General features: G+C 62.9%; 14 protein-coding genes. 3 read left to right on the top strand and 11 right to left on the bottom strand.

The genetic code is table 11. The features are described from left to right. Positions 1-323: 323 nt before the first annotated feature. From G8E03_RS07290 to G8E03_RS07265, 6 genes are all read right to left on the bottom strand, one after another. A complete protein-coding gene (locus tag G8E03_RS07290) occupies positions 324-1,376 on the bottom strand; it encodes an ABC transporter ATP-binding protein (RefSeq protein WP_166190219.1) in 1,053 nt (350 codons plus the stop codon). Next, positions 1,376-2,647 carry an MGH1-like glycoside hydrolase domain-containing protein gene (locus tag G8E03_RS07285; RefSeq protein ID WP_347340513.1) on the bottom strand — a complete coding sequence of 424 codons (1,272 nt, stop codon included), beginning with the start codon at positions 2,645-2,647 and terminating at the stop codon, positions 1,376-1,378. The genes G8E03_RS07290 and G8E03_RS07285 overlap by 1 nt, the downstream gene beginning before the upstream one ends. Then, positions 2,644-3,852, bottom strand: coding sequence for a carbohydrate ABC transporter permease (locus G8E03_RS07280; protein WP_166190217.1), 1,209 nt, complete (start codon positions 3,850-3,852; stop codon positions 2,644-2,646). The genes G8E03_RS07285 and G8E03_RS07280 overlap by 4 nt, the downstream gene beginning before the upstream one ends. Further along, complete coding sequence (locus G8E03_RS07275) at positions 3,852-5,096, bottom strand: carbohydrate ABC transporter permease (RefSeq protein WP_166190215.1); 1,245 nt, start codon at positions 5,094-5,096, stop codon at positions 3,852-3,854. Before G8E03_RS07275 ends, G8E03_RS07280 begins: the two co-directional genes overlap by 1 nt. A 73-nt stretch (positions 5,097-5,169) precedes the next feature. Next, on the bottom strand, positions 5,170-6,516 hold the full coding sequence (locus G8E03_RS07270; RefSeq protein WP_166190213.1) for an ABC transporter substrate-binding protein: 1,347 nt from the start codon (positions 6,514-6,516) through the stop codon (positions 5,170-5,172). Positions 6,517-6,585: 69 nt separating this feature from the next. Beyond that, positions 6,586-7,644 carry a LacI family DNA-binding transcriptional regulator gene (locus G8E03_RS07265; RefSeq protein ID WP_240910449.1) on the bottom strand — a complete coding sequence of 353 codons (1,059 nt, stop codon included), beginning with the start codon at positions 7,642-7,644 and terminating at the stop codon, positions 6,586-6,588. Between the two features lie 201 nt (positions 7,645-7,845). Here G8E03_RS07265 and G8E03_RS07260 point away from each other — a divergent pair, with 201 nt between their 5' ends. The 3 genes from G8E03_RS07260 (at position 7,846) to G8E03_RS07250 (ending at position 10,315) form a co-directional block, all read left to right on the top strand. Then, the gene (locus G8E03_RS07260) at positions 7,846-8,490 is read left to right on the top strand and encodes a GntR family transcriptional regulator (RefSeq protein ID WP_166190211.1); all 645 of its coding nucleotides are present in this window, start codon (positions 7,846-7,848) and stop codon (positions 8,488-8,490) included. After that, on the top strand, positions 8,487-9,503 hold the full coding sequence (locus G8E03_RS07255; RefSeq protein ID WP_166190209.1) for an AbrB family transcriptional regulator: 1,017 nt from the start codon (positions 8,487-8,489) through the stop codon (positions 9,501-9,503). The genes G8E03_RS07260 and G8E03_RS07255 overlap by 4 nt, the downstream gene beginning before the upstream one ends. A gap of 143 nt (positions 9,504-9,646) precedes the next feature. After that, complete coding sequence (locus G8E03_RS07250) at positions 9,647-10,315, top strand: GntR family transcriptional regulator (protein WP_166190207.1); 669 nt, start codon at positions 9,647-9,649, stop codon at positions 10,313-10,315. 69 nt (positions 10,316-10,384) lie between these two features. Here the strand turns inward: G8E03_RS07250 and G8E03_RS07245 are convergent, their stop codons facing one another. From G8E03_RS07245 to G8E03_RS07225, 5 genes are read right to left on the bottom strand one after another with little or no spacing between them, the layout of a single operon-like run. Next, complete coding sequence (locus G8E03_RS07245; RefSeq protein ID WP_166190205.1) at positions 10,385-11,677, bottom strand: MmgE/PrpD family protein; 1,293 nt, start codon at positions 11,675-11,677, stop codon at positions 10,385-10,387. After that, positions 11,674-13,422: an acyl-CoA dehydrogenase family protein gene (locus G8E03_RS07240; RefSeq protein WP_205793317.1), complete on the bottom strand. Its 1,749-nt coding sequence runs from the start codon at positions 13,420-13,422 to the stop codon at positions 11,674-11,676. The genes G8E03_RS07245 and G8E03_RS07240 overlap by 4 nt, the downstream gene beginning before the upstream one ends. Next, positions 13,419-14,381 (bottom strand): NAD(P)H-dependent flavin oxidoreductase, encoded by a 963-nt coding sequence (locus G8E03_RS07235; protein ID WP_166190201.1) that lies wholly within the window; start codon positions 14,379-14,381, stop codon positions 13,419-13,421. The genes G8E03_RS07240 and G8E03_RS07235 overlap by 4 nt, the downstream gene beginning before the upstream one ends. A 10-nt stretch (positions 14,382-14,391) precedes the next feature. Next, on the bottom strand, positions 14,392-15,219 hold the full coding sequence (locus G8E03_RS07230; protein WP_166190199.1) for an HTD2 family dehydratase: 828 nt from the start codon (positions 15,217-15,219) through the stop codon (positions 14,392-14,394). Continuing rightward, the gene (locus tag G8E03_RS07225; RefSeq protein WP_166190197.1) at positions 15,216-16,037 is read right to left on the bottom strand and encodes an HpcH/HpaI aldolase/citrate lyase family protein; all 822 of its coding nucleotides are present in this window, start codon (positions 16,035-16,037) and stop codon (positions 15,216-15,218) included. The genes G8E03_RS07230 and G8E03_RS07225 overlap by 4 nt, the downstream gene beginning before the upstream one ends. Between the last annotated feature and the right edge of the window lie 7 nt (positions 16,038-16,044).

Raw genomic sequence — 16,044 nt, 5'->3', positions numbered from 1 at the left:
TCCTACTTCAGTCAGGCAACGTCGCGTTGCACCCGTGTGGTGGCGGGGTCGGTTCCAAGCGTCTCGTCACCACACATTCCAATGCAGTCCCGGCTTAGCCCCGTTCTTGCGCCGCCTATCTTGAGCGACAACGCGAATGCGGCAAGAATTATTGCCCACAGAAACATCAGCAAATTGCAAAAGCACAGATTTAGGACAGAATTTTTCCAGTTTGATTAAATCCGCAGCAACTGTCAGTCGGGGTTTTTCCCGCTCTCGCCCCCTAACGGCGAAAGGTGCGACAGAAAAACGAACGGCACAGCTCTCGCAGGGCCGCTCATATCTCAGCTCAGTACAGCAAGACCGCTCTCATCAAAGAAGTGCAAGTGCGGGGCCTGAAAATTCAGGCTGCACGGATCGCCGGGGGCAAGGTCAGTATCCCCCGCGACGCGAACCGTAACCTTGCCCGCTTCACCGCATTCGACGATCACGAAAGTATCGGAGCCGAGATATTCCAGAACATCCACCACCCCGTCGAGGTGCCCCGCACCGACCGGTGCCATCTCGATATGCTCGGGGCGGATGCCCAGTGAGACTGCCGCACGCGAACGCCCATACGCGCCACCGCCCTGGCCGGGCAGCGCGAATGACGCCCCCTCTGCCGTGCAGGGCATGACGTTCATCCGCGGGCTGCCGATGAATTGCGCCACGAACAGGTTCGCGGGCCGTTCGTACAGTTCCCGAGGGGAGCCGACCTGCGCGATATGTCCGCCATCGAGCACCACGATCCGGTCAGCGAGCGTCATCGCCTCGACCTGATCGTGGGTCACGTAGATCATCGTTGCCTTCAGGGTCTGATGCAGCTTGGCGATTTCATACCGCATCTCGACGCGCAGGGCTGCGTCCAGGTTGGACAGCGGCTCATCGAACAGGAACGCCGTCGGCTCCCGCACGATGGATCGGCCGATGGCGACGCGCTGCCGCTGCCCGCCGGACAGATCGCGTGGGCGGCGATCGAGGAAGGGTTCCAGCTTCAGAACCTTGGCCGCCTCGTTTACCTGCCGGTCCAGCTCCGCCTTGGGCACGCCCGCGGCCTTCAGCGAGAATCCCATATTGTCGCGCACGGACATATGCGGGTAGAGCGCGTAGGACTGGAAGACCATCGCCAGCCCGCGCTTTGACGGCGGTTCGGCGGTGGCGTCGCGGCCGGCGATCATGATCTGGCCGCGGCTGGTTTCCTCCAACCCCGCGATCATGCGCAGCAGGGTGGACTTGCCACAGCCGGACGGGCCGACGAAAATGATGAACTCGCCCTGCTCGACTGCCAGATCGACGCCCTTGATGACCTGCACGGTGCCGAACCACTTCTCGACGGCTTTCAACTCGATGGATGACATCAGGCAGCCCCTCTTACAGCGTCGCTTTCAACGTCCCTGCCGGCCCAGGTCAACCAGATCGCAGCCGTCCAGGTGAAGTCCGCCCCGCCGCAGGGAGTAGCGTCGAGCGGATCGAAATATTCATAGAACCCGTGTTTGCGGATCAGGCTTGCCGTCTGCGCGCGCAACCGTTCGGCCAGATCGGCGCGACCCGCATCGCGCAACCCGATGGCGAGCAGCGCATTCACCACCGGCCAGGTCGGCCCGCGCCAGTATTTGCGGGGGTCAAAGGTCGCGGCCTCCGGATCGGCGGAGGGGATGCCGTAGTTGACCTTGTCCCACACCCGCATCAACTGCGCATCGAGCTGCGGATTTCCCGCATCTGCCAGATAGGCCATGAACGCACCCGATCCCAGGATGTTCGCAAATTCGCCGGTTTTGAGGTTCAGCGCATCATAGGCATTCAGCTCATCGTTCCAGATCGTGGGCAGCGCGGCACGCAGATCCTTGGCCCAGCCGAGCAATTTCGTCACATCTTCACCCAGTGCCCGCCCCATGACGGCCAGATCCTCATCCGCGCGCAGCAGCATGAAGGTGATCCCCGGATCGGCCATCAGGAACGGCCCGTCCCGCACGATCCTTGCCTGATCCCAATCGACGCTGCACCCAAACTTCACCATAGCGATGTAGCGGTCGTAGTCCTGCTTGGTCGGGCGCATCTCGGGATTGACGTGGCCTGTGTCGCGCCGCTGGTATTGCCCTGCGCTGGACCCGTCGACGCCCGCCATGCCGATATCCCAGTCGGGGCAGTTGTCACGCCCGGACTCCCACGGATGGGTGATCGCGGCGGGGCCATGGGTACAGCGGACCTCATGCCACCAACGGTGCCATGCCAGCAATTTGGGATAGAGCGCGGCCATCCGCGCCTGCCCTGCCTCGGGGTCCATCTCCCATACCTTGCGGGCCATGATCGCGGCCACCGGAGGCTGCGTGATGCCGGATGTCGCGGGGCTTTGCCCGGTTTGCCAGACATCGGGGCCGGGAAAATAACCCGGATCGGGTTTGTGAAAGATGATGTGCGGCACCATCCCGGTATCCCACTGACTGGCCATCAAAGTGTCCAGTTCATCCCATGCCCGCGCATTGTCGAAGGTGGCGAACCCCCACGCGGCAAAGGCGGAATCCCAGTTCCATTGATACGGATACAGCCCGTGCGTCGGCAGGGTATAGCCGCCCTGATCGTTGCCACGCAGGATCGCCCGCGCCTGTTCGTCCAGAGAAGTCATGGTCATCCTTTCACCGACCCCGCGGTCAGTCCTTTCGTCATGAAGCGTTCCAGCCCAAGGAACAGCACCATGATCGGTACGGTCGCGATCACGGAGCCCGCCATCAGGTGCTGGCGCGGAATTTCGGAGGAGTTCAACGACGCGATCCCCCGCGTCAGGGTGAATTTCGACGGATCGTCCAGCAGCATGAACGCCAGCAGGAACTCGTTCCACGCGATCATGAAGACGTAGAGCGAGACGCTGGCCATCGCCGGCAGGCTGAGCGGCAACGTAATCTTCCAGATCACGGCCAGACGGCTCAACCCGTCCATCAGGCCGGCTTCCTCGATCTCCGCCGGCAAGCCGCGGAAATAGCCCTGCAACATGTAGAGCGCGACCGGAATCGTGGTCACCGGATAGATCAGGATGATTCCACCCAGCGAGTTGCGCAAACCCGCCATCGAGAACGCGATATAGATCGGCAGCGCCAGAACGATCATCGGCACCATGTAGATCATCAGGATCGAGCGCGAAAACGTTGCCCGCCCACGAAACCGCAACCGCGCCACGGCATAGGCGCCTGGGATCGCGAACAGCAGCGTGATGAATACTGTCAGCACCGAAATGAAGAACGAGTTGAACAGATAGGTGCCGAAATTGAACTGCGTGAACAACTCGTCATATGAACGGAACAGCTCAAACCCCTTGCCAAGGTCGATGGAGAAGTCGAGCGGGTTCTGGATCAGCTCCGACTGGTTCTTCAGACTGGTCAGAACCATGACGTAGAACGGGATCAGCACAATCGCCGTAAAGAAGATGTAGCCAAATCCGGTCAGAAACCGCAGCACCGCTGCCTCGAACAGGTGACGGTTGTTTTCACCCAGTGCCACCTCGTCCAGTATCCTCCACAATCCGTAGGCCGCAAATCCTGCCGTGGCGATCGCGCCCAGCAGCATGGACACGACCGAAACCCCGTCCCCCGTCACCACCGGGCCAAAGCCCAGTGCCGTTACGACGACGACCAAAGCCGCCGCCAGGACCGGCCGCCACAACGCGCCGTGCAGGCAGGCGAGGCCGATAATTCCGCCCCACACCACCGATCCTGAGAGAGAGGGACGGAAAGCCGATCCGGTTGCGAAAGACATCGCGATTGCCACGGTCGTCGCGATGGCGAACATCCACAGGATGCCCAGCAACGGTGCGGTGACATATCCCCGTCTGAGCATGTCCATCACAGCCCCTCCTCTTGCGAAATGAAGCGCAGGAACAATAGCGAGAACACCAGCAGACAGCCAAAGATGACCACCGCCACAGCCGCCCCCGCGCCGATATTGGAGATCGCGAACGCCTGTTCATACACGTTGACAGTCAGCGTGCGCGTTCCGGCATTGCCGCCGGTCAGCAGAAAGATGTCGTCGAACTTGTTGAACGTCCATATGAAGCGCAGCAGGAACAGAACGCTCAGAATACCCAGCAATTGCGGTACGCTGAGATACCAGAACTTCTGGAACGGCGAGGCACCGTCCATGTCCGCTGCCTCATACATATCTGTGTCAATGCTCTGCATCCGGGCGAGGATGAACAGAAAGCTCAGCGGGAAGTAGCGCCAGATTTCGAACAGCGTCACCATGATCAGGGCCAGCGGCTTCTCACCAAAGAAATTGATGCTGTTCTGCGTCACGCCCATCTGGATCAGCAACGCATTGGCCGAGCCGGAAAATGGATCGAACAGCAGGATCCACGCGAACGCCACCGCAATAACGGGTGAGACATAGGGGAACAGGTACAGGCCGCGCAGAATGCCCTGCCCCTTGAAGGACTTGTTCAGCAGCATGGCCGCGAACAATCCGAACAGCAGCGCCCCCACCGTGCCAAAGACCGAATAGAACAGCGTCACCCCCAGAACGCCCCAGAATTCATCACCATCGAAGATGCGCGCGAAGTTATCCAGGGTGAACGTCGAATCCGTCAGTACGCTGGAGGCCCGCCCCCGCACCTGGGCTTCACTGTCCTGCGGACGCAACCCGGCGTCCAGATAGGCCTGTTCCACGGTAACCGGGATCATCAGGTTTTCCCGATAGCCCCCCTGCCAATCGCCCAGATCGCAGGCCAGCGCCGACCCGTTCAACGTACAGCGCGGGTCCAGTTGCGTAACCGTCAGACCCTCCGGCACGGTGTCGGTGAATCCCACCTGCGAGATCATCCGGTCCTGCGATGAATTGCGCAAACGATAGCGGATTTCGGCCGCGTCGCCCGCCTGTTCCGGCCCGCCGCGCAGATCTTCGCGCAGCACCACCTCGGGCGCGCGCAAATCGGCCAGCCCCACCGGCTTGACCGAGATCCAGAAGATCGCGAGCAACGGCAGAACGACGACGAGCGCCACGGCGGAAATTGTCGGCAGCAACAACCCCCATGCAAGACGCGCTTCGCGCCGTGCGAGGGGGCCGGAGCCCTTGGGTGGGGCGATATCGGTCATGGAACAGTGCTCCGCTCAGGATCACGCAGGACAGGAATGCGAGGCCGCGAACAGCCCCGCATCCGATCTTGATTTACTCGACGGACGCAATCGCATCGTTGAGTTCCGCCACGGTCGCGGCTGCATCCCGCTCCCCGTCGATATACTCACGGACCAGACGGTTGATGACCTGCGAGTTGATGATCTTGGACGCAGCGGCGAGCTGACCGTCCTCGACACCCCAACGCTGGGCCACGTCCAGACCGCCGACGATCTCGTCGATCATCTCCTGCGCGTAGAGATCACCCATCGGCGCACGGCGATCAACGCCGACATCCAGCGTCGCCCACAGATCGGAAAACTCCGTCGGATTGTCCGCTGTACCGCGGCGAACCGGGAACTTGCCCTCGGGGGCAATGGCCAGGGTTGCGCCATATCCCTCGCTCAACGAATATTCGACGAATTCCATCGCCGCATCGGTCGAAGCGTCCGACGTGATGCCGAAATAGCGGATGTCGCCCCATGCTGCGCCGTCCGGGTTCGATGGACCGGCGAAGTTGGTCACGATGCCCGTCGCCGCCGCCAGATCGGTGGAGGTCGGATCGTCGTTGATGGTGGGCGGGGCGCTGTCGCGCAGGCCGGCCAGCTCATCCAGAATGAACGGCGACCAGATGATCATCGCCGCATCGCCCGCAAAATACAGCGAGCGTGACTGATCCCAGTACAGATCACCCGGAGGGGACGCTTCCGCGATGGCCTTGTAGAACTCCAACACCTCGATGGTGGCGGCCTCGTCCAGCGGCTGCACACCGTCGGGCCCGACCGGGGAGACGCCATTTGCAAGGAACACATGTTCCAGCACCTGGCTCATGAAATTCTCGTCGATCTTGGTCGCGGCGACGAACCCGTACATCTCTGGCGGATTGTGCAGAGCCTCAACGGCGGCGATCACGTTGGCATAGGTGTTGGGCGGGGCCAGTCCGGCCTCCTCGAACAGATCGGAGCGATAGACGATCATCTGCGTCCAGCCATCGACCGGAACGGAGGCGTAGCCATCCATCGTCGCGGCCATGTTCAACGCGCCCGGTGCGAAGGTATCCGCGCCAAGCGCCTCGATCACGTCGGTCGCGGCGTCGGTGTCCAGAATGCCGGCCTCCGCCCAGGGCAGCGCGTATTGCAGCGTGTGGTAGATCACATCGGGCAGATCGCCCGCCGCATAGGCCGCCGTCGCGCGGGTGCCCAGATCGGATTCCGTCACCGGAATGACATCGACGCTGTGCCCGGACGCCTCCGAAAAATCGGCTGCCATCTGCTCCTGCAGGGCCAACCGCTCGGGCTGCTCCTCCGTCGTCCAGAAGCGCAGTTCCTCCGCGCTTGCGGTCGTGGCGGACAGGATCAGCGCCGTCGCTGCTCCGGACATCATGAGTGTTTTGAGTTTCATCTTAGTCTTTCTCCCTTTGAAGTTTTGTGCAGTCACGATGGGCCGGGATCTTGTGCCCCGGTCAGCCCCCTAGGCGGGTGGGCCGGTGGACCCCCTGTTCAGGAACCGGGCCTGCGCGGTTTCGCGCAGTGTCTCCACCGGCTCACCCATCACCCGTCGGATCAGCAATGCGCTGAGCCGTCGGCCCGAATGGGTATAATCGACGGAATAGGTCGTCAGTTGCGGCGTTACATGGGCGCCGTCCTGTATGCCGTCATAGGCAATGACCGACAGGTCATGCCCGATCTGCAATCCGCGCGTTGCCGCCGCGCGATACACCCCCAGCGCCGCCATATCGACAGCACACACGATGGCGGTCGGCGTAGGGCTGGAATCGAGAATTTCATGGGCACTGACCTCTCCATCCTGAATGGTCACCGCGTTTTCGCGCATATGCTCCGGCTCGATCTTCAGACCCGCCTCGGCCATGGCGGTCAGAAACCCCTCACGCCGCAGATGTCCGTAGGTGTACTGCATCCCGCCATTGATAAAGCCGATCCGCCGATGACCAAGCGCGACCAGATGTCGGACGGCGTCCTGCATCGCATCCTCACCCAGCACATCGTACCACGCGCACCCGGCGGGATCCTCGCAGCGACCGAACAGGACGAAAGGAATGCCGGAGGCACGCAGCAGCTTCACCCGCGGGTCGTCACTCATGGTGCGTGGCAGGATGAACCCGTCCGCCTTGCGATCCGCGATCATGGTCCTGAACGTTTCGAACGTGGTTTCCGGGCTGTCGCTGGCCGCGATCGTCAGGGTCCAGCCCTCCTCGCTCGCGCCTTGGGACAGGCCGGACAGGAATTCCGCCAGAAACGGCCGTTGGGCGTCATGGTCCGCCATCTGGATGACCAAACCCAGCGATTTCGTCCGCCCCGTGCGGATGGCCTGGGCGTGGCTCAAGGGTCGATAGCCCATCTTGTCCGCCGCGCGCCGCACGCGCAGTCGGGTGGATTCCGAAATATCGGCATAGCCGTTCAGGGCACGTGAAACCGTCGATTTGGTCAGACCCAGAGCTTCGGACACGTCGGAAATCGTCACGCGCAGGCGTTGCGATCCGGCCTTCATCTGGTCCGCGTCGATGCTCAACTTTTATCCTCCCACGACTCAGGCTCCGCTACGAAACCGGTTTCGGCAAGGAATTTGTTTCACCCACTGGCGTTCATTTTGAATCTGGCAAGCGCACGCAGCGAAAGCGGACCGCGTGGACGTTTCTGAAAACCAAGGCTTGATACCTGATGCCACGACCTGTACCCCACATTGTATCCAGGCGGATACAAGGATGGGAATATGTCGGAACTGACGAAACTATCGCAAGGCGAACTGGCCTATTCCCGGCTGTATGAAGCGATCTCGCGGGGCGACTTCTTGCCCGGCGACCGCTTGCGTGAAACGGAGATCGCAGACCGATTGAACATCTCACGCACTCCGATACGCGAGGCCCTGCGAAGGCTGGAGGCCGACGGCATCGTCGAACACCGCGCCCGCATCGGTGCCGTGATCCGACAGTTGGGTCATGGTGAAGTCGTCGAATTGTACGAAATGCGCGCGGTCCTCGAACGCACTGCCGCGCAGATGGCCGCGAAACACGCATTGCAGGCCGAGACGGAGGAGATGGAAGCGCTCAACGCCGAAATCGAAGCCGCCGGTACGCAGCCGCATCGCGCCGCCGCCATCAATCAGCAGTTTCACCGTTGTCTGTATCTGGCCACGCGCAACCGGTTCCTGTTGGGATCAACCCGGGCGCTGACCAACGCAATGCTCCTGCTGGGTCGAACGACGCTGGGCGATGAGGACCGCGTGCGGATCGTCTGTGCGCAACATGCGCAGATCATAGACGCCATTCGTCAGGGCGATGTCGAGCGTGCGGGCAACGCCGCCGAAGAACACCTGAAAACGTCCCTGCGACACCGCCTGATGACGATGCGCACATGATCCGCATCTTGGTAACATTCGCCATCGCCGGGCTGGGCGTCGCCGCGTTTTCCTATGTCGATCTGCCGCTGCCATGGTTGCTCGGGCCGATCATGGCCTGTCTGACGGCGGCATTGCTGGGCGTACCGCTGGACACCATCAAGGTTCTGAACACGGCGATGCGCGGCATTCTGGGCGTGGCGGTCGGCGCAACGTTCACCACGGCGCTTCTGGTGTCGATGGGCGCGATGTGGCCGACGCTGATCCTGATTCCGCTGATGACCGTGCTGATCGGTCTGGTCGGTGTTCCCTATTTTCAGAAGCTCTGGGGCTTCGACTTTCCCACCGCCTATTATTCGGCGATGCCCGGTGGATTGCAGGACATGTTGATCTTTGGTGAAGAAGCTGGCGGCGACGTGCGCGCCATGTCGCTGGTCCATGCGACCCGTGTGCTGTTCATCGTGGCGATCCTGCCGTTCATTCTGCGCGCCTACTGGGATGTCGATCTGTCGGTTCCGCCGGGGGCGCCGGCCTCGGAAATCGCGTGGCAGCAGCTGGTGCTGATGATCTTCTGCGGTCTGGTCGGCTGGAAACTAGCGGAGCGTGTGGGGCTGTTCGGTGCCTCCATCCTGGGGCCGATGATCCTGGCGGGAGCCTTCGCGCTGGCAGGCGTCCTGCATCATCGCCCCCCGGTCGAAGCGATCTGGGCCGCGCAATTCTTCATCGGAATGACCGTCGGCGCGAAATATGCCGGCATCACCATGCGCGAGGTCCGCATCGACCTGACGGCAGCCTTGGGATTCTGTGTGATCCTGCTGGCCCTGACGGTGGTGTTCGCGGAGGCGGTCCACCTGCTCGACCTGGCCCCTGCCCTTGAAACCCTGCTGGCTTTCGCGCCCGGCGGTCAGGCCGAAATGGCGATCCTCGCCCTGATCGTAGGGGCGGATATGGCCTTCGTCATTGCACACCACGTCCTGCGCATTCTGGTCGTCATCGTGGGCGCACCCGCGTTCGCAAGACTCTACCGTCTCTAGAAAATAAAAGCCGCGACGATTTGGCAGTAACTTCACCGTAAACAGATACTACGTTTCAGTGTATGCTTGCACTCTGACTTTACCGGGCTGAAATGAGCCTATGATAATCAAGCTTCTTCCCCCCCTTGTTTCGGAACACGCCAATGACCGAGTCCGAATTCACTATTTCCAGGCGTCCGACCAGTTTGCGCGTTCAGGTCGAGAACCAGCTTAGAACCGCCATAATCAGCGGTCAGTTCCCCCCGGGCGCCCGCCTTATCGAGCGGGAGCTTTGCGAATTGTTCGACGTCGGCAGAACGTCCGTTCGCGAGGCCCTGCGCCAGCTGGAGGCGGAGGGTATTGTCACCAGCCCGCCCCATCGTGGCCCCACAGTCGCGACCGTGACGGCAGAGGACGCGCGTCAGATATACGATCTGCGGCAACTTCTCGAAGGTTATTGCGCCCGGCAGATGGCCCTGCTCGGCAAGGATGCCGACATCGCGAAGCTGAAAAAGGCATTCGCGGCCTTCGAGGATGCGTGCACGGAACCGAATATCAAAACGGTGATCGCCAGGAAAAACCAGTTCTATGCCACGCTGTTCACCGGTGCGTGCAACATTCAGGTCGAGCGTATTCTGCAATCACTGCACAATCGGATTTCGCAACTGCGCGTCAGCTCACTGTCGGCACCAGGCCGGCTGGAAGTCAGCGTAGAAGAGGTGCGCGCGCTGGTCGATGCAATCAGTGCACGCGATCCTGACGGCGCCGAACGCGCCTGTCAGACCCATATTCAGGCAGCATATCTTATCGTATTGGATAGACTGACCCTGTAGCGGTGCGATACCCGGATTCGCGGTGGCGGCGCAGGACAGCAGCCTTTCCGCGTCTGGCCGCCCTTGCCATCAGATCGTGGCGATCCGCGTCGTGAATGCGGACAGATCGCGGGCCTCCTCCAGCACGCTCAGATCGTGCTGCAGATCCCGTGCCAGCGCGTCGCCCAGAAGTGACGTGGATTTCGCGTTCAGACGATCGCCGATCCGGGCGATGTCCGTCGCCTCCATCAGGTTGCTCCGCGCTTGATGGGTTTGCCCCCCGGCCACCACGGTCACCTGCGCCTCGGTATCCTCGAGCGTATCGTTGCCACGCACCTCCACCTTGTCACGCAGTGCGATCAGGTCCGGCAGCGCGCAGACTTCGTCGGTATAGGATTCCAGCGCCGCCGTATCGACACCGGACAGCATCATCGCGGCGGTCAATCTGTAGCTGAACTTGGCCGCAAGCCCTGTCGTGGGTGACGGTTGGTTGCACACCTTCAACCAGCGGGGATGCGTCTCGATGGAAACCGAGGTGACAGGACCCGACAGGTTCAGTGTCCGCAATGCCTCCAACATCGCGTGCAGGCCATGGCAGCAGGCGTGGAATTTGTAGGAGACATTTGGGAACAACCATTCCTGGCCCAGCCCCTCGAACGCGGCATGATCTTCAGCCGCGGCATGGGTCGGCCCGAACCCCTGCACGCCCTCGATCGCATCCAGCGCGGACGTCACTCCTCCCGCCGCGAGCAAGGCCGACGTGACGCCCACCTCCGCCGCGAAACCTGCATTGAGCGGTTTTCCCATGGTTCCAAACTGGCTTTTCAATCCCGCCGCCCGCGTCGAGGTCAGAGCGAGAGCGTGCGCCATCGCAGGCGCGTCCAGTCGCAGCACCCGCCCGGCCGCAGCCGTGGCCCCGAACGCACCCGACGTGCCTGTCTGGTGGAACCCCGCATCATAATGCGTCCGGCCCAGCCAGGTTCCGATCCGGCAGACGACCTCCATCCCGACGGTGATCGCATCGAGGAACCGGGCACCGCTCCCCCCCTCACGCTCCGCCATGGCGAGAGCGGCAGGTATGATCGCCACGCTGGGATGACCGACATAGCCGAAATGCGTGTCGTCGTAGTCGAGAGCATGGCTGATCGCGCCATTGGCCATCGCCACGGTTCGCGCCGACCCCTTGCCTCCCCCAAACAGCGTGGCCTGTTCGATCCCTTCGGCCAGTGCGAGTTGACGCGAAGCTTGCGCCACAGGCTCCGCCCGGCCCGCGATGCCAACGCTGGCCCAGTCCAACAGCGAGAAGCGCACGAACTGCGCCATCGTGTCGTTCCGCGATACGGGAGCCGAAGCAAAATCAGCGAGAATTTGGGCCAGCGTCATGTGGATGCTCCTTCGTCGGCGGTGGAGAAGTCGGGGGTGGAGAAATCGTCGATGCCCGCACGGCGCAGAAGTCCGTCGAGCCAGTCGGGTTCAACCTCGACCGCGCCCAATGGATCGCGTGGCGTCAGAATATGGCTCAACACCAGTGACGCAAGCCTCGACCTGTCGCGGGCCACCGCAGCGTCGTCCAGCTGCGCCCCCTCCCACGCGAGGAAGATCGCGGACGTTACGTGATACAATGCGCTGGCGGCGCGGCGGACTTCGGCCTCACCCTCGGCGGTCTGGCCCATCAGCGCAACCGCCCTGGTCAAGGCATCGTCCAGCTCCGCCGCGAGGGGGGCATCCACCCCTCCCAGGAGATCGCGCAAATACCGGGTGAGCGCGTCCAGCGCCCCGGTCCGGTGGCTCGCCCGTGCCACGTCGAGGGCTACGATATTGCTCGTCCCCTCCCAGATGGAGCCGAGATGGGCGTCGCGCAGAACCCGCGCATCCGAAAACTCCTCAATATAGCCGCAACCGCCGCGAACCTCCATCGCGTCTCCGGCAACCTTGCGCGCATCGCGGCAGGTCCGAAACTTGATGAGCGGTGTCAGGATGCGCACCACCTTCGCCATCTCGGCATCGCCCGCATCGGACTGCTGCAGAACCCTTGCGGTGTGGAACACCATGCTGCGCCCCTGCTCCGCCGGCAGCAGCATCTTGACCAACTGGCGGCGCATTAGCGGCATGTCGGAGAGGGATTTGCCGAACGCGGTCCGATGACGCGCGATGAACAGGGCCTCACCCACCGCGCGGCGCATCAATCCGGCGGACCGCACGCCATTGGCCAGACGTGACATGTTTATCATGTCCGTCATCTGCTTGAAGCCCTGCCCCGGATCACCGACGAGGTACGCCTCCGCCCCCTCCATCACGATCTCACCCGAGGCCATGGACCGCGTGCCCATCTTTTCCTTCAGCCGCACGATCCGGTAGTCGTTTCGCCGCCCGTCGGGCAAATGCCGCGGCAACAGGAAAAGCGACAGCCCGCGGGTGCCGGTGCCGCCCCCCTCGGGCCGGGCCAACACCATGGCAAGCGCGGCGTCGGGGTTGGAGCAGAACCACTTGTCACCTGACAAACGCCATGTCTCACCATCCTGACGGGCCGTCGTCTCGATCGCACCCACATCCGAGCCCGCGACCTGCTCCGTCATGAACATCGCGCCCTGGTAAAGCGCGTCCATGTCCTGCGAGGTCAGGCGATCCACATATCGCGCGATCAGCTCGTCCGAGCCGAACTTACGCAAGGTGCGGGTCAGCGAATCCGTCATGCTCAGCGGACAGCACAGGCCGAATTCCGCCTGCACGAAAAGATAGACCAGCGCGTATTTCGCAATTGGCGGCAGCGGCGCATCCGCCCCGAACACCCCGGCCCGGTGCGACATTGCGGCCAGTCCGAACTCACCGAAGGCAAATCGCTCCAGCTCCTGATAGTCGGGATGCTTCTCGATCCGTTCATCCGGAGCCCCGGTGCGCGCCCGCAACGCCAGCTTCGGTGTGTTCTGATCCGCGCTGAGCGCGAGAGTTTCCAGCCGGTCCCCGACCAGCGATCCCATCCTGTCCAACTGCGGCAGCAATACATCATGCAACGCCGGCGGCGCATACAGCCGGACCAGCGCGGCCAGCGCCGGGTCCGCGCGAAAGACGTTCAGCCCCCTGCTGTCAGGCACGTTGCAATAAGTGTCAGACCCTTCGATCCGGCTCATTTCGAAACCCTCCCGCATGCGTCCAGATATTCAGCGTGCAACCGGGCCACCACGTCGGCGGCGGGCTGCACGGATCTTGACTGACCTACGGCTTGCCCCGCGCCCCAGATTTCCTTCCACGTCTTGGGGCGATCTGGATGATCCTTCGCGACCATCGGGCGCGGTTCGGCGCGTCTGGCCTCCTCGGGATCGACACCGGCCTGCTCGATGCTCGCCGTCAGGTAGTTCGCGTGCGTGCCCGAAAACATCGGCGTGTAGACGATGCCCTCCGCCTCGGCTGCGACGATCATCTGCTTGTGTGCCTCGGGGGCGATCGCCTCACTTGTGGGGATGAAAACCGTGCCGGAATAGGCGAAATCGCAGCCCAGAACCTGCGCCGCCAACACGGCACGACCGTTGGCGATCGCGCCCGACAGGATCAGCGGGCCATCGTAGAAGGCGCGAACCTCCTCGATCAGTGCAAACGGGCTGAGCGTTCCGGCATGCCCCCCGGCACCCGCGCAGACCAGTATCAGGCCGTCCACTCCGGATTTGACCGCACGTTTGGCGTGCCGCGCCTTGATGACATCGTGAAAGACGATGCCGCCATATCCATGCACCGCCTCGACCACCTTGTCCGGGGCGGACAGGGACGTGATGACCAGCGGCACCCGGTGGCGGACGATGGTTGCCAGGTCTTCCTCCAGCCTTTCGTTGTAGTCGTTGACGATAAGGTTGACGCCATAGGGGGCGGGCTTGCGGCCTGTTTGCGCCTCGTGATCGGCCAGCCGCGTTTCGATCCGGGTCAGCCATTCATCCAGAACCGGCGCCGGACGTGCGTTGAGCGCCGGAAACGTGCCGATGATCCCGGCGCAACACTGCGCCACCACCAGATCAACGCCCGAGGTCAGAAACATCGGCGCGCCGATCAGCGGCAGGACAAGGTCCGATTTCAGCGCATCTACGTCGGCTCGGGCCATGGTGGTATCCTCAGAGCAGTGAATAACGGGCGTCGAAGGTGGCGGTGGCATCGGGCTTTTCCAGCCAGACATGCTTGTCGTCACGCTTGATCGAGACAGGCTGCCCCGCGATCAGCGGCGACAGGCCGCGATACTCGATCCGGATCGCGTCTTGCTGCGCGGCGGCGGCGGCGGCGTTCATCAGCAAGGTTGCCTGAATGGGGCCGTGAACAACCAGCCCGGAATAGCCCTCCTGCTGCGTGACATAGGGATAGTCGTAGTGGATCCGGTGGCCATTGAACGTCATGGCGGAGTAGCGAAACAACGTCACCGGATCGCCGACAAACGCATCCTCGGGAATGTCGTGCACGGCTTCGGGCTGTGCCGCCTCGACCGAGCGGGCCGGGCGATAGACGATGTCCTGACGCTCCTCGATCACCCGGCGATTGCCGACATGCAGTTCATGCTCGACCGTGACGAAGACCAGCGGCCCGCTGCGCCCGTTCTTGGGCGTGATCGCCGCGATGCGGGACGCGCGCGTAACCTCATCCCCGATCTGCAACGGCGCGTGGAAGCTGACGGCACCGCCTGCCCACATCCGGTTTTCCAGCGGAACCGGCGGCAGGAAGCCGCCCCGCGCAGGATGGCCATCGGGCCCGATCTCCTCCAACGGAACGGCCGGGGGGGCCAGGCACCAGTGCAGACCCAGCGGCACGCTCTGCGGATCGCCGTACAGACGCTTGCCGAAGGTGGCGCGGAACCGATCCACCAGTCCCGGTGTCACGATATCCGCCACGGTTTCGGTGCGGCCGATCCAACCGTTCAGATGATCGAAGTCGATTGCAGCTGTGTCGTTCATGTCAGGGCCCTTTCCCGAGCCAGAATTCTGCGGGCCCGCGCCACGATGGGGGCGTCAACCATTGCACCGTCGATGACCACGGTCGCCCCGCTCTTGGCGGCGGAAAGTACACGGCTGGCCCAGTCCAGATCCCCCGCATCAGGCCGGAACGCCGCACGTGAGGGCGCAATCTGATGAGGATGGATCAACAGCTTCCCGCCGAAGCCCATCTCATTGGAATGCTTGGCATCATCTGCCATCAGGGCGGTATCCGTGGTCGTCGGCGTGACGCCATCTATCGGCGCGGGCCGCCCGGCCAGCCGCGCTGCCATCACGACACGGCTGCGGATCGGCAACAGCGTCTGCCGGGTGTGCGCGCACCCCATGTCCTCGGCAAAGTCGATGGAGCCGAACGCGATCTGATCCGCGGCGCGCGCGATTTCGTCTATCGCGGCCAGACCGGCAACCGTCTCAACCAGGGCGAGGATCGTGCGCCCTGGCTCCAACGCCTCACGCAGGGCCGCGACCTGAGCCGCGCTTTCCGCCTTGGGCAGAACGACCCCGTCAAAGGCCATCGCCCGCGCGAAGGCGACATCGTCGCGATACCATGGGGTGTCCACGGCATTTACCCGCAGGTACAGCCGCACGGTACGCTCCCTTGGCAAGGCACCTTCGGGTATTCTGCGCACCGCCACCTTGCTATCCGGGGCGACGGCATCCTCGACATCTATGATGACGGTGTCGGTTCCCGCAGCGCAGGCCTTCGCGAACCGATCGGGGCGATCGGCAGGCACGAACAGCGGGAAACTCGGCACTGCGGTGATAGCGGTATCGGACATGGAGGTC

The organism is Pontivivens nitratireducens, assembly GCF_011290545.1.
Taxonomy (GTDB): domain Bacteria; phylum Pseudomonadota; class Alphaproteobacteria; order Rhodobacterales; family Rhodobacteraceae; genus Pontivivens; species Pontivivens nitratireducens.
This window is presented reverse-complemented; position numbering and strand designations above follow the sequence as displayed.